This window comes from Salinicola peritrichatus, from assembly GCF_003206715.1.
Classification (GTDB): Bacteria; Pseudomonadota; Gammaproteobacteria; order Pseudomonadales; family Halomonadaceae; genus Salinicola; species Salinicola peritrichatus.
Map to the genome: position 1 here is coordinate 93,157 of NZ_PZJU01000002.1, position 18,745 is coordinate 111,901.

The window sequence follows — 18,745 nt, forward strand, 5'->3', positions numbered from 1 at the left end:
GTTTTCCAGGTAGCGAGCCGTCAATGAATCCCTCTACGCTCATCGGCATGATCGCCAGCGCCCTGCTGCTGGCGACCGTGGTGCTGTTCACCGCTCAGGCCCCGAGCAGCTTCTTCAACCTGCCCGGGCTGGCGATCGTGCTCACCGGCACCTTGGCAGCCAGTTTCATCAGCTATCCGCTGCAGGAGATGCAACGCCTGTGTCGCCAGATCGCCGTGGTGTTCCGGCGCGAAGCGCAGGCCGCGGAGCTGGATGCCGATCTCGAGCAGTTGATCGAGATGTCGCGCCACTGGAGCCGGGGCAATATTCGCGCCGTCGAGGGCGCACTGGAGAGCGCCACCAATCCCTTTCTGCGCACCGGCATGCAGATGGTGATCGCCAATAGCCGGGAAGAAGAGATTCGCGAAATGCTGCGTTGGCGCATGGTACGGGTAAAGGCGCAGGAGCGTACCGAAGCGCATATTCTGCGCACCATGGCGATCTACGCGCCGGCGTTCGGCATGCTGGGAACGCTGGTCGGACTGATCAACATGCTGGAAGTGATCCAGGCCGGCGACATCGCGGTCATCGGTCCGCGCCTGGCGGTGGCGCTGATGTCCACCTTCTACGGAATCCTGCTCGCCAATCTGGTGTTCAAGCCCATTGCGGTGAAGCTGGAACGCCGCACCGAAGCCCGCCTGATGGCCATGACCCTGATTCTCGAAGGCATCATGATGGTCAGCAAGCGGCGCCTGCCGACCTTCATCGAGGAGGCGCTCAACACCTATCGCATCGAGCACCGCGACGAGATGCGTGACATGCGCCAGCCGGTCGCCACCGAAGCCTCATGAGCGCATCGCCTTCCTTCGCCCCCGACGGACCTTTCGCCGACCTGCTGCTCGGCGACGGCCCGTTCGACGATAGCGGACGCAGCAGCGAGAACGACTCCTGGCTGATGAGCTATCTCGACATGCTCATGCTGCTGATCACCTTTTTCGTGCTGATGCTGGCGCTCTACGGCGGTCAGTTGATGGAACCCGACCGCGCCGAGACGCCAACGATCACCGCACTACCGGCGGTGGCGCCCGCTACGGTCGTCCCACCCAAACCCGCCTTCGTACCGATTGGCGAGTTCTATCGGCCACCCCGGCAGTTGCAGCCGGCACCAGTAGCGCTGGACAGTGGATTCTATTCCCCCGCAAGCACGCCGCCACCGAAAGCCGTCGTCAGCGCGACACTCCCCATGCTGTTCCACGTGCCGCTGTTCGACCTGCCGGATACCCCGACGGCGGCGCTGCCGCAGATCGACGGTGTCGAGGTCACGGCGATTCCCCACGGCTTCAACCTGCGCATCCAGGATCACCTGCTGTTCGACAGCAGTGCCGTCGGACTCAGCGATAGTGGAAGACGGCTGGTCGAAAAGCTGATTCCGATGCTGCAGGAGTTCAAGAGCACCATCTCCGTCGAGGGCCACACCGACAGCGTGCCGATCTCGACCGCCCGCTTCCCCTCGAACTGGGAGCTCTCCGCCGCACGCGCCTCGGCGGTAGTGCGCGTGTTGCGCCAGGCCGGCATCGACGGCGACCGCCTGCGCGCGATCGGCTATGCCTCCACCGAGCCGCTGGCGAATAACGATACCCCCGACGGGCGGGCACGCAACCGGCGTGTGGAACTGGTGTTGCAGGAAACCACGGGGCCTGCCCGATAGGCGGATGGTGGCTGTCCGGGGTCGCGGCGATTCCTTTGCAAGCGGGAAGCTGCGACAATTCTGCGCGTCGAGAGACGTGTGCTCGGAAAACGCTGAATAAATTGGCGAGCGGTATAAAGCGCAAGGCGCACGCAGCGCAGAAACCGGAGCCTATGGGGTATAGGTGAGAGGATTTTGACCGGGCTGGCGCTCCAGCAGCGCGCACAAATTCGCCGGGAGCGAATTTGAACGGCCGCAGGCCGGCCTTCGGTGACCGCCAGGGATGGCGGTCATAGCGAAGCGATTTGACTGCGCAGACATTTAGGCAGTGTTTTCCTCGGGAAACGGGTGAGAACCCCGTACTGCCCCCGCAACGGTAATCGCGTCAGACATCACCGGGATGCGCCGCCAGGCCATCCAGCCACTGTGACCGACGGACAACGCTCAAGGGAACGTCCGTCATCATGGGAAGGCGTGAATGTCGGATGACCCAGGGTCATCGCGCGAGAGTCCGGAGACCGGCGCGTTTCTCCTCACTGGCTGATGCGGAGGGCTCATCCAGTGGCGACGCGCCTTGCGCCCCTCGGTCGAGCTTGGGCGGCGGCCTCGTCACCTCATGTCCTCCCATCGCGTACTCGAATAACCGGCAATGCTCGCCGCCATCCACCGTGGGCGGCGTTGCCGATACGCGCTTGGGGATCCAATACATGCGTTCCAATAAACGTTCCATCGCCCGGGGTGTGGCGCTGGCAACCGCCTTCTCTAGTCTGGCCGTTCAGGCCGCCGATCGACTCGATGACGTCCAGGTCACGGCCAACCGCCTGCCGCAGTCGCAGACCGACGTGCTGGCCAGCACCACCATCATCGACCGCGACGAGATCGAGCGCAGCCAGGCCGATAGCGTGATCGAGCTGCTGCAAGGGCGCGCCGGGGTCGAGATCGCCCAGACCGGTGCGCCGGGCGGCCTTACCAGCCTGTTCCTGCGTGGCAGCGAGTCGGATCACAGCGTCATTCTGGTCGATGGCGTGCGCATCAACTCGGCTACCAGCGGCGGCGCCAGCCTCGAATTCCTGCCCGTCGAGGCAATCCAGCGCATCGAGATCGTGCGTGGCCCCCGGGCCGCGGCTTATGGCGCCGATGCCATCGGCGGCGTGATCCAGATATTCACCCGCCGGGGCGGCGAAGGCACCCAGGCCACGCTTAACCTGAGAGCCGGGGAAGACAGTACCGGCAAACAGAACCTGTTCGTCTCCACCGGCGATGCCGATACCCGCTTGAACGCCAGCCTGTTCCATCGCGACGGTGACGGCTTCAATGCCACCCAGGCGGATACCAGTGGCGAACGCGACGGGTTCGAGCGCAGCGGGGGCCAGATCGGCCTGTCGTACCGTTTCAATGATCGGACCAGCCTGAGTTTCAACGCCCTGCGCCAAAACGTCGACACCGAGTACGACGACTGCTATCCGGCCGGCGCGGCTTCCCAGGATTGCCGGACCAAGGGGTATCTGCAGACTTTCGGCGGCCAGCTCGATGTCTCTCTCGACAGCGACTGGGACATGGTGATCACCGCCGGGCATTTCGATGAAAAACGCGAAGAGCGCTATGACGATATCCGTAACAGCAGCACCGAGTCCCACCGCAACGAACTCGGGCTACAGCACCGCTTCAGCCATACCAATGGCGTGGACGTACTGGGGATCGATTATCGTCAGGAACGGCTCGACTACGACGACTATGCCTACGGTTCCCAATACCAGAAGGAGAGTCGCGAGAACTACGGCATCTATGCCATGGCCCAGCGTCAGTACGGTGCCCATGAGTTCTCCGGCTCGCTGCGCTACGACGACGATTCCCGCTTCGGCGACGAAACCACCGGCAATCTGGGGTACGCTTATCATCTGACCCAGGCACAGCGTATCGGCGTCAGCTACGGTACGGCGTTCAAGGCACCCAACCTGGTCGATCTCTATGGCCCCTACGGGACCAACCCGGATCTCGATGCCGAAACCTCGAAGAACCTGGAAGCCTTCTGGGCGCTGGATCATGGGCCCTGGAATGCCCGTATCACGGCCTTCGAGAGCCGCATCGACGACCTGATCAGCTATGATTCGGTGACCTATATCCCGTATAACGTGGACAAGTCCCGCATTCGTGGCATCGAGTTGAGCGGCGGCTGGCAACGCGATGGTTTCGCGCTGCGCGCCAGCCTGACCCACCAGGACCCCGAGGACCGCGACACCGGCGAGCGCCTCAAGCGGCGTGCCAAGACCTTCGGCCGCCTCGACGCCGACTACAGTCTGGCGGCCTGGTCCTTCGGCGCCACGCTGCGTGCCGCCGGCGACCGTCGGGACACCCAGTTCTCCTATCCCTACGGAGACACCAGCGTGGCCGGCTACGGCGTGACCGACCTGCGCACGGCCTGGCAGGTCACGCCAAAGATCGAACTCTCGGCCAAGCTGGAAAACGTTTTCGACAAGGATTACGAACTGGCGGACGGCTACAACACCCAGGACCGCTATTTCGAGGCCGGCGTGAAACTCAGCCTCTAAGCTGCGAAGGTCGGGATATTCGCGCCATTCAGCAAAACAGCCGGTTTTGGGGTTTCGCTCGTAGCTCGTAGCTGCATTTTACAGCCCCAAAACCGGCGCCCTCTTCCCTCTTCCCTCTTCCCTCTTCCCTCTTCCCTCTTCCCTCTTCCCTCTTCCCTCTTAAACACTTTCTCCCCGACCGCGCGGAGTGATACTGTACATATAAACAGCATCCGAGAAACGCCATGCCACACGATCCGCAACGTCATCATGCCCTGAAAGGCCGCGGCGCGACCTACAATCCGGACAACCGTTTCCAGCCGACCCACAGCGTGGCCGAGGACGACGGCTGGTGGCAGGAGGAACTACCCGCCCGCGTGGCAACACAGGTCCAGCTCGAAACGCCGCGCTCGGCACTGTCGTGGAACCAGTCACCCGATGTCGGCTTCGACCGTTCGCTCAACCCCTACCGTGGCTGCGAGCATGGCTGCATCTATTGCTACGCCCGCCCGAGCCATGCCTACTGGGATCTCTCCCCGGGTATCGATTTCGAGACCCGGCTGATCGCCAAGACCGGCATGGTGGAGCGATTGCGCGAGGAGCTTTGCAAGCCGAACTATGCATGCCGTCCGATCAACCTCTCCGGCAATACCGACTGCTACCAGCCGATCGAGGCCGAGTACGGCACGACACGCGCACTGCTGGAGCTACTGCTCGAGTGCCGCCATCCGGTCACGCTGGTGACCAAGAGCGCGCTGATTCTGCGCGACCGCGAGCTGCTCGCCGAGATGGCGCGCGAGCGGCTGGTCCGGGTGTTCGTCAGCCTGACCACGCTGGACAACGGACTGAAACGCTCGCTGGAACCGCGCACGGCCTCTCCGGCGGCTCGCTTGAAGGTCATTCGCGAACTGAGCGCCTGCGGCATTCCGGTCGGTGTGCTGGTCGCGCCGGTCATCCCGGCGATCAACGACAGCGAGATCGAGACGATTCTGGCTCGGGCCGCGGAGGCCGGCGCCGGTAACGCCGGCTGGGTGCTGCTGCGGTTGCCACGGGAGGTGGCACCGCTGTTCGAGGCCTGGCTCGAGGAGCACTATCCCGAGCGGGCCGGCAAGGTGATGAGCCTGATCCGGCAGTCCCGAGGCGGCAATGACAACGACAGCCGCTTCGGCCATCGCATGCGTGGCGAGGGATTGTTCGTCGACATGATCGGCCAGCGCTTTCGTCGCGCGGCACGCCAACACTGCCTCGACCGCCGGCCGGATCGCGGCCTCGACGTCAGCCGTTTCCGGCCTCCCCGCGCCCAGGGAGATCTTTTCGTCTGAGTTCGCCGATTCCGCGCGGTTCACGCCCGTCAGCGACACTTCATAACGGCATCGAGGCCCATTAAGATTGCTTTAAGGTTGTCTCGCCACCATGGCAGGGCTCAAGGCCACCGCCGTTTCGGCGACGGCTCCCAGGCCCATCGTCAGGAACCCAGCTTCGATGCACTCGCCATTGCTTTCCATACTCATCCCCGCCAAGGACGAGGCCGGCAACCTGCCCGCCCTGCTCGACGAAATCGCTGATGCATTGGCGGGGGTCGATCACGAAGTCATCGTGGTCGACGATGCCTCGACCGACGATACCTGGGCGCTGCTGACACGGCGTGCGGCGGCGGATCGGCGTCTGCGCCCCCTGCGTCATGCGTGTAGCGCGGGGCAGAGCACCTCGCTATGGCAAGCGGCATGGGCCGCCAACGGAGAATGGCTGGCGACGCTGGATGGCGATGGCCAGAACGACCCGGCCGATATCCCCGCCCTGTTCGAGCGCGCCCGCCGCGGCGACGTGACCCTGGTCGCCGGCCATCGCACCAACCGCCGTGACGACTGGCTCAAGCGGCTGTCGTCGAAAGTCGCCAACCGGGTCCGCTCGGCGCTGCTCAAGGACGCCACGCCGGACACCGGCTGCGGGCTGAAGGTGGTGCGCCGCGAGGCCTTCCTCTCCCTGCCCTACTTCGATCACATGCACCGCTTCCTGCCGGCGCTGATCCAGGCCCAGGGCGGCACCTGCGTATCGCTGCCGGTCAACCACCGCCCGCGTGGTGCAGGCGAATCCCATTATGGACTCAACAACCGTCTGTGGGTCGGTCTCGTCGACATGCTCGGCGTGATGTGGCTGCGCCGACGGAGCCGGCTGCCGGCAACGTTCGAGGGCGCGCCGGCGCGGACCGACGTTCACACTGAGCCGGGCACGCCCAGCGTTCAGGGAGAATCAACGCGATGAGCCAGGAGTGGTTGTGGATCGTCATCGGTTTCATCGGCCAGACACTGTTTTCCGCCCGTTTCGTCATCCAGTGGCTGGCGAGCGAACGCGCCCGGCGCAGCATCGTCCCGGTCACGTTCTGGTTCTTCAGCCTGGGCGGCGGTGCCACGCTGCTGGCCTACGCGATCTACCGGCGCGATCCGGTGTTCATCGCCGGCCAGGGAGCCGGGCTGATCATCTATGTCCGCAACCTGATGCTGATCCGACGGGAAAAACGCCATGACGCCAGCGCGCCCAGCAAGCGTGGCGTATAAAAGTCATTCCTGACGGAAACCTCGCTCAGAATTTGTTTACGATCTCGCGAGCTAAAGCCTCTATTTTTGGATAAGTCGGGGCGAAAACACTTGAGAAAGCGGAGTTTACATGGGGTTAAATGAGCATTCCGAAAGTGTTTTCAACAATGTTTGGCCGACGCGCAGCAGATCGTAGACAGGTTCTCATGCGACGCCTCTGGACCGATCCCACCCAAACGCAATACCGGCGCGCCTGGTTGCTGCTCGTGCTGTTCTCCATCGTGCTTCTGGGTATCGGTATCGGTCTGCGCGATCCCTGGCCCGCCGACGAGCCCCGCTTTGCCCTCAACGCGCTCGAGATGCTCAGGACCGGCCAGTTCTGGTTTCCCCATCGCGGCGGTGAGCTCTATCCCGACAAGCCGCCGGTGTTCATGTGGGCCTCGGCGATCGCCATTTGGCTGACCGGCTCGGTCCGGTTGGGCTTTCTGATTCCGACGGCGCTCGGCGCTCTGGGCACGCTGCTGCTGGTGGTCGATCTCTGTCGTCGCCTGCATGGTCGCCGGGTCGCGCTGCTCGCGGGCGTGGCCCTGCTGAGCGCATTCCAGTTCGTGTTGCAGGCCAAGACCGCGCAGATCGACATGATGCTGACCTTCTTCACTACCCTCGGCAGCTACGGCCTGCTGCGCCATGCCCTGCTCGGCCCGGCCCGGCGCTGGTGGCTGATCGGCTGGGCGGCGATGGGGATCGGCATCATCACCAAGGGCGTCGGCATATTGCCGTTGACGCTGCTGCCGGCCTGGCTCTGGTTCGCCCATCGCGACAAGGTCTCGCGCCTCGCGTTCAAGGACCTGCTGCAGGGCGTCGGCGTATTGCTGCTGTGCATCGCCGTCTGGGGCGTGCCGATGATTCTGATCGCGACCTTCAGCGGCGATCCTGGCCTCGCGGCGTATCGCGACGATATCCTGTTCAAGCAGACCGGCCAGCGCTATGCCGATTCCTGGGCCCATCTCGAACCCTGGTACTACTATCTGGTCAAGGTGCTGCCCTGGGCCTGGATGCCGCTGACTCTGGCGTTTCCGTGGGCGATTCCGGCCTGGTGGCGCCGGTTGCGACGGTTAGACGCGCGAACATGGCTCCCGCTCAGTTCGGTCGTCCTGGTCGTGATCTTCTTCTCCCTATCGCCCGGAAAACGTGGCGTCTACATGCTGCCGACCTTGCCGTTGCTGGTCATGGCGCTGGCGCCGCTGCTGCCGGGGTTGCTGGCCAAACGCCGGCTACACTGGCTCGGCTTCGGCCTGCTGGCCCTGTTGGGCGGCGTGCTGCTGGTGGCCGGCGTGCTCGGCGCGGCGGGGTTGCCCGCGCTGGCCGAGCTGGCGGCGCGCCACGCGGTCTCGCCCTGGGGCTGGTGGATCGTCATCGGTGCCATCGCCATCGGGCTGCTGGCATGGGCGCGGCCGCGTCGGGGCCTCTATGCGCTGGGTAGCTGGCTGGTCGTGTTCTGGATCAGCTGGTCGACCTGGGGTTATGCGTTGCAGGACCACGCCCGCTCGCCTCGCGACATGATGACCGAAGTCGCCGCCATTACCGGGCCGACGGCGTGGCTGGCGCTACCCGACTTCGACGAGGAGTTCCTGCTGCAGTCGCGTCAGCCTTCCGTCCAGTTCGGCGACAAGACGCCGGCAAAAGCGCAGTTCCGGCGTGCCTTCGCCTGGCTTCAGGCCGACCCCGACCGGTGGATGTTGGCGATGAAACGCCAGGCGGAGAATTACCCCTGTATCGACCGTGGCCAGATCCATGACCTGGGTATCCAGAACGGCGACCACTGGTGGCTGGTTCCGGCGACGGCCGTGCAGGCCTGCCGGGGAGACGCTCGGGCAGCGCCGCTGTTCATCGCCCCGACCAGCTTGCCGGAGGAATCCGGCGATGCGCCGAAGGTTTAGGAAAACGCTACAGGTACAAAGGGCGCGGAGCGTATCAAGGATCGGCTCCCTGATCCCATTCCAGGCGCACTTCCAGGCCGCCGCCGGGCCGATTCGCCAGCGTCAGCGTCACCCGCTGGCGTTCGGCCAGTTCCACAGCGATCGCCAGGCCCAGCCCGCTGCCGCTGATGCGTTGATCGGCGGCGCGCTGGAAACGCTGGGTGACCGCTTCGAGCAGCGCCTCGGGAATGCCGGGGCCGGTATCGACAATCTTCAGCCAGGGCCGGGCGTTCCCGCACCCCATGGAGACAGTCACCGCTCCCCCTTCGGGGGTGTAGCGCAGGGCGTTGTCGAGCAGGTTGCGAATCAGGATCCCCAGCTCGGTAGGATTGCCCCGCACCGTGATCGGTTCGCCATCCTTCACGTTCAGATTCTGCCGCTGGGCTTCCGCCAGCGGCCACAGATCGGCCGCCAGGTCGAGTACCAGCGATGAGAGTTCCACCGACTCGAAGTCCGGCCCTTCGCCGTGCAAATCCAGCCGCGCCAACAACAGCAATTGCTCGACCACCCGCTGCAAGCGTTCGATACCGTTGTAGGCCTTGTCCAACGCGCTCGGTTCGCCGTAGCGGGCGTTGTCGAGGTGAATCTTCATCGCCGCCAGCGGCGTACGCAGCTCGTGGGCGGCATCGACGGTGAAGCGCCGCTCGCGCTCGAGGGTCTGGCCCAGGCGCCCGATGAAATCGTTGAGCGCCGCGCGCAGCGCCTGCAATTCCCGCGGCAGGGTTACGCGGATCGGGCGCAGATCCCTTTCGCCGCGCGTCTGGACCTGCCGCGACAATTGATCGATCGGTCGCAGGCCGCGCCGGATCAAACGCGCGATCAGCCACAGCAGTATCGGTAACGCAAATAGCAGCGGAATGAAGTTGCCCAACGCCACCTTGTCGGAAAGTTCGTCCTGGAAGGCTTCCCGCAACCCCACGCTCAGCCAGCGCCCGCCCTCGATCGGCATACTGAACACGCGCCAGCGATGACCGTCGAAGGATTGCCAGCGATATCCCTCCTCGGCCGGTGCCGGGAAGGCTTCGGCATCCCGATGCCAGCGCGGCCCCATCAGGACCGGCTGACGCTGGGCGTCCCAGAACCCCAGCGACAGCATGCTCTCTTCATGGATGTAACGTTTCGGGTCACCAACTTTGTCGACGAGGGTCGAGGTCTGGCCATACCAGCGCGCGAAATGCTGCGGCTGGGAGAGCCGTTCGGCGATCGCCGCGTACTCCGCCGGCGTGGTGTCGACATCGACCAGCGCCGAGACGACCCGCGCCTGCAGGCTCAGTTGGGCGTCGAAAATCTCTTCCATCTCATGGTGCGTGATGTAGTAGGCCGCCGTCACGGCCAGCGCCATCACCACCAGCAACACGCCAGCCAGTGTCAGATTGAGGTAGCGACGAATCGATGTCATGCCACGCGGCTGTCCAGCCGGTAGCCGATGCCACGCACGGTGGTGATCAGATGCTTGTCGAGCTTGCGCCGCAAATGGTGCACGTGAACTTCGAGGGCGTTGGAGCCCACCTCTTCGCCCCAGCCATAGAGCAGGCTCTCGAGCTTGGGCCGCGACATCACCTTGTCGCGATTCCGTGCCAGCTCGAGCAACAGCGCGAACTCGCGCCGGCCGAGGGTGATCGGCTTGCCCTCCCAACAGACCTCGCGCTGCGCTTCGTCGATGCTCAGCCGGCCGATGGCCAGCAGTTGCGTCGAGCGCCCTTCCGCGCGCCGCGTCACCACGCGCATGCGGGCGAGCAGTTCATGCAGATCGAAAGGTTTGAGCACGTAATCGTCGGCGCCGGCATCGAGTCCCTGGACACGCTGCTCGATGGCGTCCCGGGCCGTGAGAATGATCACCGGCAGCGAAGAGTGGCGCCGAATCTCCCTGAGCACGGCGAGGCCATCGATATCCGGCAGGCCCAGATCCAGGATCACCAGCGAGAATGGCTCGACACGCACCGCTTCCAGCGCATCGCGACCCTTGGTCAACCAGTCGACGACATAGCCTTCCCGAATCAGTGCCGTCCGAATGCCGTCTCCCAGCAGGGGATCGTCTTCCACCAACAGTACGCGCATCGCCGTGTCCGTTTTCCAACCGTGCCATCGGGCTCGAAAGAGCCGGTCAGCGTATTGAGGCACACCTAGCTTAACGCTTTCTTATCGCCACCCAATCCTGGGATGACATTCGCCATGTTCCGCCGTCCGATGTCGATAATATTTCCTTAAGGCTGGGCGCGCAGGGTGACGACTCGAGTCGAGCTTGGGTGCCTTATCGTGATCACCGCTCTGAAAACCGCGCGTTACCTGCATCCCCTGCGCTGGGAGGCGAGCCATCGCGACACGCTGATCATCGCCTTGCTGTGGTTGATGGCGCTCGTCGGCGCGCTGGCACGGCCGTTGTTGCCGATCGACGAAACCCGCTATGTCTCGGTCGCCTGGGAAATGTGGCAGGCGCATGCCGGCTGGGTGCCGCTGATGAACGGCGAGGCCTACGCCGACAAGCCGCCGCTGCTGTTCTGGCTGATCCATGCCGGTTGGATGCTGTTCGGCGTCAACGACTGGTGGCCCAGGCTGATCGCGCCGCTGGCCGCGCTGGTCGCCATGGGGCATCTCTACCGCATTGCCCGTCGTCTCGGTTATGCCGGCAGCCGTGCGCGCCTCGCGCCCATGGCGCTGATGGCGATGCTGATGTGGAACCTCTACAGCGGTGCGCTGATGTTCGACATTCTGCTCAGCGCCTGCCTGCTGGGAGCGATCAGTCCGTTGATCGCCGGCCAACTGACCACCCGCAAAAGCGTTGTCAGCGGGCTCTGGCTGGGGCTGGCGCTGCTGGCCAAGGGGCCGGCGGTATTCGTCACCCTGGCGCCGATTGTGCTCGGCATGCCGTGGTGGCGCGCAACCCGCCTGGGCGCCGATGGCCGTTGGCGGCTGGGGCTGGCGCTGCTGTTGGGTATCGTCGTGCTGTTGTGCTGGGCGCTCCCGGCGGCCTGGCTGGGCGGCGGCGACTATGCCCGCGACCTGCTCTGGGGTCAGAGCGTCGACCGGCTCCACGATTCCATGGCCCATGCCCAACCGTTGGGCTGGTATCTCCCCTGGCTGCCGCTGTTAGCCTTCCCCTGGTCGCTGTGGCCGGCGGCCTGGCCCCGCCTGCCGCGCTACCGACATCAACGCCTGGCCTGGATCTGGCTGGTGGTGCCGTTGATCGCGTTTTCGCTGATCAGCGGCAAGCAGGTCCACTATCTGATGCCGCTGCTGCCGGCGCTGGCCCTGCTGATCATGGATCGCCTCGGTCGAGCGCAAGAGGACGGTAGAGATACCGGCCGGGCACGCGCTGCCGCGCTAGCCATCGTCGCTCTCGGCGTGGCCGGGCTGATCCTGGCGGTCATCGGTGTCGGCGCGCTCGATCGCTCGACGCTGTCGCCCTTCGGTGCGGTGGCGCTGATCGCCTGGGGCTGGCTGCTCTATCGGCGGCGCTGGCCATCGCCGCGCGTGGCGGCGCGCGGTCTGGCCCTGGGTACGGGTGTCGCCGTGTTGATCGTCACCCAGGCGATGCTGGGCCCGCTGTGGAGCCGTTACGACGTCGGCCGGCCAAGTGCGCTGCTGGCCAAGCTCGAACTCGAGGGCGTGCCGGTCGCCTTCGACGGCAACGGCTATCAAGCGACGTTCCAGTTCGCCGGACGCTTGACGCGACCGCTCGCGACACTGGACGGCTCGTCGACCGCGCTCTGCGGGTTCCGTCGCCAGACACCCACGGGCTGGATCGTCGGTCGTGACCGGGATATGCGCCCATTCATCGTCAACGACAACGCCGTTCACGTTTTCGAATATCGCGGAGGGAAACTCGACATCGCGCCGATCCGCGCCCTTTTCCCGAGCGGGAACGAGGCCGGCTGTCCCGATCGCCGCTAACAGGGAAACGAAACTCATCGCTCTTGGGTCACCATTCAGGAAATATCATGAAAATACTCGTTACCGGCGCGGCCGGATTCATCGGCTTTCATCTTGCCGACCGCCTCGCCCGGGATGGGCACGACATCGTCGCGCTGGACAATCTCAACGACTATTACGCCGTGTCACTGAAGCAGGCACGTCTCGAGCAGTTATCCGGCGTGCCCTTTCATGCCGTCGACATCGCCGATCTGCCGGCACTGGAGAAGCTGTTCGCCCGGGAGCGCTTCAGCCACGTCGTGCACCTCGCGGCCCAGGCCGGCGTGCGCCATTCGGTCGAACATCCCCATCAGTACGGCCACAGCAATCTCACCGGCTTTCTCAACCTGCTGGACCTCTGTCGACGTTACCGGATCGAGCATCTGCTCTACGCTTCGTCGAGCTCCGTCTATGGCCGCCAGGAGACGCTGCCCTTCCGCGAGACGGACCCGTGCGACCGGCCCGCCTCGATTTACGCCGCCACCAAGCGCGCCAACGAGTTGATGGCCTATAGCTATGCCGATCTACATCGGCTGCCGGCCACCGGCATGCGCTTTTTCACCGTTTACGGCCCTTGGGGGCGCCCCGACATGGCACCGTGTCTGTTTGCCGCCAGCCTGCTGCGGGGCGAGCCGATCGATGTGTTCAACCACGGCCGCATGGCGCGCGATTTCACCTATATCGACGACGTGGTGGAGTGCATCGTGCGCCTGCTGCCGCTTGCCCCGGACGGGCGCGGTGGCACGCCGCACGATATCTACAACCTGGGCCGCGGCGAACCGGTCGCCCTGCTCGACTTCGTGGAGACCCTGGAGCGCGCCCTCGACATCCCGGCCATCAGGCACTTCAAGCAGATGCAGCCCGGCGACATCGAGCGGACCTGGGCCGATACCGGCAAGCTGCGCTCGGCGATCGATTACACCCCGCGGGTCCCGCTGGAAAGGGGCATCGAACGTTTCGTCGCCTGGCTGCTGGACTATCGCGGTCTGCTGCTCGATGCGATGGCCGCTTGAGAACCCGGGCACCGGCCGCGAGTCTCGTCGGAATGGCCGGCATGGCGTAGGATGACGTCACCGGCCACCCGACGAGTCCGTTCATGTCGATCAGCAAGACCCGCACCAGCTTCTATCGCCGACTCTATGTCGCCCACTTGATCGATGGCGGCCGTGCCAGCAGCGTGCCGGCGATCGTCGAGGCTACCGGCATGCCCCGGCGCACCGCGCAGGACACCCTGGCGGCGCTGGCCGAGCTCGATATCCGCTGCGAATTCGAGCAGGCCGCAGGCGAGCGCCATCGGATCGGTCGCTATGTGATCCGCGACTGGGGCCCGATCGCGCCGGACTGGGTGGCCCGCCATGCCGAAGAGCTCGCCCGCACCCTCGGTTATCCGCCACCGCCTTGACCGGAGTCTATCGTGAGTGATCGCCAGCAGCGCCACCAACGCGCCATGCAGAAGCTCAAAACCCATGTCGACGAGAAGGTGGCCGCCGCCACCGAACAGCGCGGGCTGATACTGGTCTTCACCGGCAACGGCAAGGGCAAGACCACCGCCGCCTGGGGCACGGTCACCCGCGCGCTGGGCTACGGCTACCGGGTCGGCGTGATCCAGTTCATCAAGGGATTGTGGGAGTGCGGCGAGCGCGAGCGGCTGATCGAGGACCCCAATCTCGAAGTGCATGTGATGGCGACCGGGTTCACCTGGGAGACCCAGAATCGCGCGAGCGACACCGCCGCCTGTCTCGAGGTATGGCGGGAAGCCGAGCGCCTGCTCGCCGATCCCGAGGTCTACCTGGTGGTGCTCGACGAGATCACCTACATGCTCAAGTTCGGCTATCTCGACATCGACAGCGTGCAACGCGCCATCGCCGAGCGACCACCCGAGCAGAGCGTCATCGTCACCGGCCGCAACGCCCATCGCGCCTTGATCGACATGGCGGATACCGTCACCGAGATGAACGACGTCAAACACGCCTTCGATGCGGGAATACAGGCGCGCCGCGGCATCGACTACTGATTTCGCCCAAGGGCGCGGCACACCTGCCGCACGGCATCGAGCATGCGCGGTCCCGGGCGGCTGATGGCGTCCGGGTCGAGCGTGTAGAGCGCATCTTCGCGCACCGCCGGCAGTTCGTCGTGATCGCGCCAGAAATCCCGCCAGCGATCGTCGTTGCCGGCAGCCAGAATCACCTGCGGCTGCGCCTCGATCAGCGACTCCCAACCGATCTGGGGTACCAATACCGGCGCGTCGGAGAACAGCGGCTCGCCACCGCAGTGGCGGATCACCTGGGTCACGATCTGGCCGCCGGCCAAGGTGGTCAAGGGTGACTGGCCCAGTTGATAGAAAACCCGAGGCGGCGGCGACAAGGTCTGGGCGGTGGTCGCCAACCCGTGCTCGAAGCGCACGGCCGCCCGCTCGCCGGCCTCGGGATGACCGCTGAGGCGCCCGATGTCGCGCAGATCGTCGGCGATTTGCCCGAGCCGGCGCGGCTCGCTGCGATAGACGGGAATATCCAATCGTTCGAGCTGTTCGACCAGTGCCGCCGGCGTGCCGCTGCCCCATGCCAGCACCAGGTCCGGCCGTTTGGACAGCACCAGCTCCAGCGGAATGCCGCGATAGCTGCCGATGCGGTCGAGCCGGCGCGCCGCGGGCGGGTAATCGCTGCCATCGATCACACCGACCAGTTGCCGACCGGCATCCACCGCGTAGCTCATCTCCACCAGATGCGGCGCCAGGGCGACGATCCGTTCGGCCGGCTGCGTCAGCACGATCGCTTTGCCCGCATCGTCGACGACACGGATATCGGCCCAGGCCGGCCGAGCCGGAAAACAACCCGGCGCCATCAGTAACGCCGACGCCATTGAAAGGAAGGCAGGCTTCAGGAGTCGCGACAGTAGGGAAAGACGGCGCATCTTCGTGTGGTCACTTGGGAAAAACGAACGGCCGAGCATAGCATGGGAACCGAACGATACTCGCTGCAGTGCTCGTTCCCGATGCAGTATGTCCTTTATCGACAGAGGAAACGCCATGTCTCTCGCCAACCGCCCTCTAACGCGCCCCTTGTCACTGGCCCAAGGTCTGGGCCTCGCCGGCCTGCTCGCCGCCATGGTCTTCGCCACGCCGGCGCTTGCCGACAAGACCCCGCGCCAGATTCACGTTCAGGCCGACGCGACACTGGACGTCGCCCCCGACATGGCGACACTCGACGCGCGCCTGTGGGAGCGTACCCCCGCGCAGGTTCAGGGCCAGGAATCCAGCGGCGACAGCGATGCGATCAAGGAAGCGCGCGATCGCCTGGAATCGCGCACCGGCGAGCTGATTCGCACGCTGGAAAACGCCGGCGTGGAGAGCGGCGACATTCGCGCCGGCTCGCTGAGCGTGCGTCCCGATTACATCCAGGCGCCGCGCAATGGCGACGACGACACGCCGCCGCAGGTTCGTACCCAGGTCGAACGCTCGGTCTCGCTGACCCTGAACGACCTCGACCAGTTGCCCCGCGTGCTCGATGCCCTGACCGCCGCCGGCGTCGATTCTCTCGACGGCGTCAGCTATGGACTGCAGGACAGCAACGCCGCCGACGACCAGGCGTTGAAGAAGGCCCTCGAGCGTGCCCGCCAAAAGGCCGAGATGATGGCCGAGACGCTGAACGTCGACCTCGGCGACGTCGTCAGCATCGAGGAGACCACCGCGCCGCGTTACCAACCGCAGATGATGCGTGCCATGGCCAAGTCGGAAAGCGACGCCGCGCCGAAATATCGCAGTGGCGAGATCAGCATCGACGCCGGCGTCAGCGTGGTGTGGGAGATCGACGACTGATGACAGCCTCTCCCACCAGCGCCAGGGCGAGAATCGCGGCGATCCAGCGCCAGTCGAAGCCGGCTCCCAGCCAGCCGAGGGCATCCAGGAACACCACCAGGATCGCCAGCGGACTGACGTAACGAATGACGAACTGCCATAGCACATGGAGCCACGGCGGCAGGCCCAGCTCGTCTCGGATCGCCTGGCGATGCATCACGAATCCGGCCAGGATCGCCATGCCCAGGCCGCCCAGCGGCATCATCAGACGCGAAGTCAGGAAATCGAGCCAGTCGAAGAAGTGGCGACCGGCCAGTTTCCAGTCCGCGCCGACGTTGAACGACAGCATCGCCAGCGTGCTGACGATCCACAGCACGATGCCGACACCCCAGGCCGCGCGGCGGCGTGATACGCCATGGCTCTCGTTCAACCAGGCGACGGTCGCCTCGATCATCGAGATGGCGGAGGTCAGGGCCGCCACCGCCAGCATCAGGAAGAACACGACCTCGATCACGCCGCCCAGCGGCATCTGCTGGAACGCCAGCGGCAGGCTCATGAAGATCAGGCCGGGCCCGGACGCCGGGTCCATGCCATTGGCGAAGATCACCGGAAAGATCGCCAGTCCCGCCATCAGCGCCACCAGGGTGTCGCAGATCGCCACCGTCAGCGTGGTACGCCCGATCGATTGATCCGCCGGCAGATAGGCGCCATAGGTCAGGATCGCACCCGAGGCGAGCGACAGCGTGAAGAAGGCATGCCCCATCGCCGCCAGTACCGCTGCGCCGGTCAGCTTGCCGGGATCGAAGGCGAACAGGAACAGGAAGCCCGCCTTGAAGCCGCCGCTGAACAGCGCGTAGACGATCATGATCACCAGCATGATGACCAGCCCGGGCATCATCCAGCGTACGCTGCGCTCGATGCCGGCCTGCACGCCCTTGCCGACGATCGCCATCGTCGCCACGGTCACCAGGGTGCTCCAGAAGCCCAGATTCCAGGGGTTGGCATTGTTGGCGGTGAAGATCGCCGCCATGCCCTCGACGCTATCGGCAGCGAGCCCGCCGCTGAGCGCCTTCCACAGGTACGAAACCGACCAGCCGGCGACCACCACGTAAAACGACAGGACCATGAAACCGCACAGCATCGCCATCCAGCCCAGCGTCGCCCACAGCCCGCTACGGCCGGATTCCCGCGCGACGCGACGAATGGCGTCGACCGGACTGCCGCGTCCGCGGCGCCCGAGCGCGATTTCGCTCATCATCACGGGAATGCCGATGGCGGCGATGCACAGCAGATAGACCAGGACGAAGGCGCCACCGCCGTATTCGCCGGTCATGTAGGGGAATTTCCAGATATTGCCGAGGCCCACCGACGAGCCGGTGGCGGCCAGGACGAAGCCCCAGCGACCGAGCCAAAGAGCCTTGGGTCGTGCAATTGCGGTCATGATTCCTCGAACACGAAAGCCGCCTGACGGCAGGCGACAAAAGCGAAGTCAAGCCCGGTCGGGACGGTCGTGCCGAACCGCCCGGGCAAGCGTGAATGCGGCGGGATTGTACCTTCGGCCTGCCCGGCATGCGACCCGCGGGGAGTGGCACCGCTGGAGGGTTGGGCTGGCCTATGCAAAGCTTGAGCGGAAAAGGCCCGCGCGGCGGCAAGCGATACGAGGAGTTTCCGATGTCCCGACAATTTGCCATTCTCGGCCTTGGCTACTTCGGCACTACCGTGGCCCGCGAACTGAAGCGCCATCAGAACCAGGTCCTCGGTGTCGATCGCGATAAAGCCCGGGTGGAGGCCGTGGCGGACGTACTCGACCATGCGGTGATCGCCGATCTCACCGACGACAAGGCCCTCGCCGAGCTCTTCCTCGAGGCCTATGACGCCGTCGTCATCGATGTCGACGACAACCTGGAAACGAGCATGATCTGCATGCTCCACGCCAAGGAGCTCGGGGCCAAGGAGATCTGGGCCAAGGCGCACAGCGATTCGCACTACAAGCTACTGGAGCGCCTCGGCGCCGATCGGGTGGTCTATCCCGAATATGACGTCGGCGTCCGCGTCGCCGAGAGCCTCAACTACCACGCCATGGTCGATTTCATCCGCCTCGGCGAACACCAGTTCATCATCGAAGTGGAAACCACCGGGCAGCTGGTCGAGAAGTACACCAGTGTCGCCGATCTGCCCATCGATCGCGAGGCGATCTTCCTGGTCGCGATCAAGCGCGGCCAGCAAGTGATCCGTAACCCCGCCGACGACACACCACTCGATGCCGGCGACCATCTGATACTGATGGGCGACCTGCAGGCCCTGCGCGAAATCGGCAAGCACCTATGATGTGTCCG

At 65.0% G+C, this 18,745-nt stretch carries 17 protein-coding genes and 1 riboswitch; of the genes, 13 read left to right on the forward strand and 4 right to left on the reverse strand.

From position 1 onward, the window contains the following. Positions 1-23 precede the first annotated feature (23 nt). From DOM57_RS00560 to DOM57_RS00590, 7 genes are all read left to right on the forward strand, one after another. The gene (locus tag DOM57_RS00560; protein ID WP_110647293.1) at positions 24-830 is read left to right on the forward strand and encodes a motility protein A; all 807 of its coding nucleotides are present in this window, start codon (positions 24-26) and stop codon (positions 828-830) included. After that, the gene (locus tag DOM57_RS00565; RefSeq protein ID WP_110647294.1) at positions 827-1,687 is read left to right on the forward strand and encodes an OmpA family protein; all 861 of its coding nucleotides are present in this window, start codon (positions 827-829) and stop codon (positions 1,685-1,687) included. The genes DOM57_RS00560 and DOM57_RS00565 overlap by 4 nt, the downstream gene beginning before the upstream one ends. A 273-nt stretch (positions 1,688-1,960) precedes the next feature. Beyond that, positions 1,961-2,207, forward strand: a riboswitch (cobalamin riboswitch). 166 nt (positions 2,208-2,373) lie between these two features. Continuing rightward, positions 2,374-4,215 carry a TonB-dependent receptor domain-containing protein gene (locus tag DOM57_RS00570; RefSeq protein WP_110647295.1) on the forward strand — a complete coding sequence of 614 codons (1,842 nt, stop codon included), beginning with the start codon at positions 2,374-2,376 and terminating at the stop codon, positions 4,213-4,215. A 224-nt stretch (positions 4,216-4,439) separates the two neighbouring features. Next, positions 4,440-5,516 carry a PA0069 family radical SAM protein gene (locus DOM57_RS00575; RefSeq protein WP_110647296.1) on the forward strand — a complete coding sequence of 359 codons (1,077 nt, stop codon included), beginning with the start codon at positions 4,440-4,442 and terminating at the stop codon, positions 5,514-5,516. A 160-nt stretch (positions 5,517-5,676) separates the two neighbouring features. After that, positions 5,677-6,456, forward strand: coding sequence for a glycosyltransferase family 2 protein (locus DOM57_RS00580; protein ID WP_110647297.1), 780 nt, complete (start codon positions 5,677-5,679; stop codon positions 6,454-6,456). Beyond that, a complete protein-coding gene (locus DOM57_RS00585) occupies positions 6,453-6,749 on the forward strand; it encodes a lipid-A-disaccharide synthase N-terminal domain-containing protein (RefSeq protein ID WP_110647298.1) in 297 nt (98 codons plus the stop codon). Before DOM57_RS00580 ends, DOM57_RS00585 begins: the two co-directional genes overlap by 4 nt. A 185-nt stretch (positions 6,750-6,934) precedes the next feature. Further along, positions 6,935-8,668 carry an ArnT family glycosyltransferase gene (locus tag DOM57_RS00590; protein ID WP_110647299.1) on the forward strand — a complete coding sequence of 578 codons (1,734 nt, stop codon included), beginning with the start codon at positions 6,935-6,937 and terminating at the stop codon, positions 8,666-8,668. Positions 8,669-8,702: 34 nt separating this feature from the next. On the opposite strand, the gene DOM57_RS00595 is transcribed toward DOM57_RS00590, so the two are convergent. Together DOM57_RS00595 and DOM57_RS00600 are read right to left on the reverse strand one after the other, a co-directional pair. Then, positions 8,703-10,106, reverse strand: a complete 1,404-nt coding sequence (locus tag DOM57_RS00595; RefSeq protein WP_110647300.1) for an ATP-binding protein — start codon at positions 10,104-10,106, stop codon at positions 8,703-8,705. Beyond that, positions 10,103-10,765 (reverse strand): response regulator, encoded by a 663-nt coding sequence (locus DOM57_RS00600; protein ID WP_110647301.1) that lies wholly within the window; start codon positions 10,763-10,765, stop codon positions 10,103-10,105. Before DOM57_RS00600 ends, DOM57_RS00595 begins: the two co-directional genes overlap by 4 nt. A gap of 198 nt (positions 10,766-10,963) precedes the next feature. Between DOM57_RS00600 and DOM57_RS00605 the strand changes: the two genes are divergently transcribed. The 4 genes from DOM57_RS00605 to cobO all read left to right on the forward strand — a co-directional run bounded on the left by DOM57_RS00605 (position 10,964) and on the right by cobO (position 14,630). Continuing rightward, entirely contained in the window at positions 10,964-12,598 is a 1,635-nt protein-coding gene (locus DOM57_RS00605; RefSeq protein WP_110647302.1) for an ArnT family glycosyltransferase, read from the forward strand. Positions 12,599-12,645: 47 nt separating this feature from the next. Then, positions 12,646-13,629, forward strand: coding sequence for an SDR family NAD(P)-dependent oxidoreductase (locus tag DOM57_RS00610; protein ID WP_110647303.1), 984 nt, complete (start codon positions 12,646-12,648; stop codon positions 13,627-13,629). Between the two features lie 83 nt (positions 13,630-13,712). Continuing rightward, a complete protein-coding gene (locus DOM57_RS00615) occupies positions 13,713-14,018 on the forward strand; it encodes a winged helix-turn-helix domain-containing protein (RefSeq protein ID WP_110647304.1) in 306 nt (101 codons plus the stop codon). Positions 14,019-14,030: 12 nt separating this feature from the next. Then, positions 14,031-14,630 (forward strand): cob(I)yrinic acid a,c-diamide adenosyltransferase, encoded by a 600-nt coding sequence (cobO, locus tag DOM57_RS00620; protein WP_110647305.1) that lies wholly within the window; start codon positions 14,031-14,033, stop codon positions 14,628-14,630. Here the strand turns inward: cobO and DOM57_RS00625 are convergent. Then, complete coding sequence (locus DOM57_RS00625; protein ID WP_162619400.1) at positions 14,624-15,457, reverse strand: cobalamin-binding protein; 834 nt, start codon at positions 15,455-15,457, stop codon at positions 14,624-14,626. The two genes, cobO and DOM57_RS00625, sit on opposite strands and share 7 nt — an antisense overlap. A 184-nt stretch (positions 15,458-15,641) precedes the next feature. Here DOM57_RS00625 and DOM57_RS00630 point away from each other — a divergent pair, with 184 nt between their 5' ends. Then, positions 15,642-16,430, forward strand: a complete 789-nt coding sequence (locus DOM57_RS00630; RefSeq protein WP_204352815.1) for an SIMPL domain-containing protein — start codon at positions 15,642-15,644, stop codon at positions 16,428-16,430. Here the strand turns inward: DOM57_RS00630 and DOM57_RS00635 are convergent. After that, entirely contained in the window at positions 16,402-17,850 is a 1,449-nt protein-coding gene (locus DOM57_RS00635) for a sodium-dependent transporter (protein WP_110647308.1), read from the reverse strand. The two genes, DOM57_RS00630 and DOM57_RS00635, sit on opposite strands and share 29 nt — an antisense overlap. A 230-nt stretch (positions 17,851-18,080) precedes the next feature. Here DOM57_RS00635 and DOM57_RS00640 point away from each other — a divergent pair, with 230 nt between their 5' ends. Further along, positions 18,081-18,737 (forward strand): potassium channel family protein, encoded by a 657-nt coding sequence (locus tag DOM57_RS00640; RefSeq protein ID WP_162619401.1) that lies wholly within the window; start codon positions 18,081-18,083, stop codon positions 18,735-18,737. The last annotated feature ends 8 nt before the right edge of the window (positions 18,738-18,745 follow it).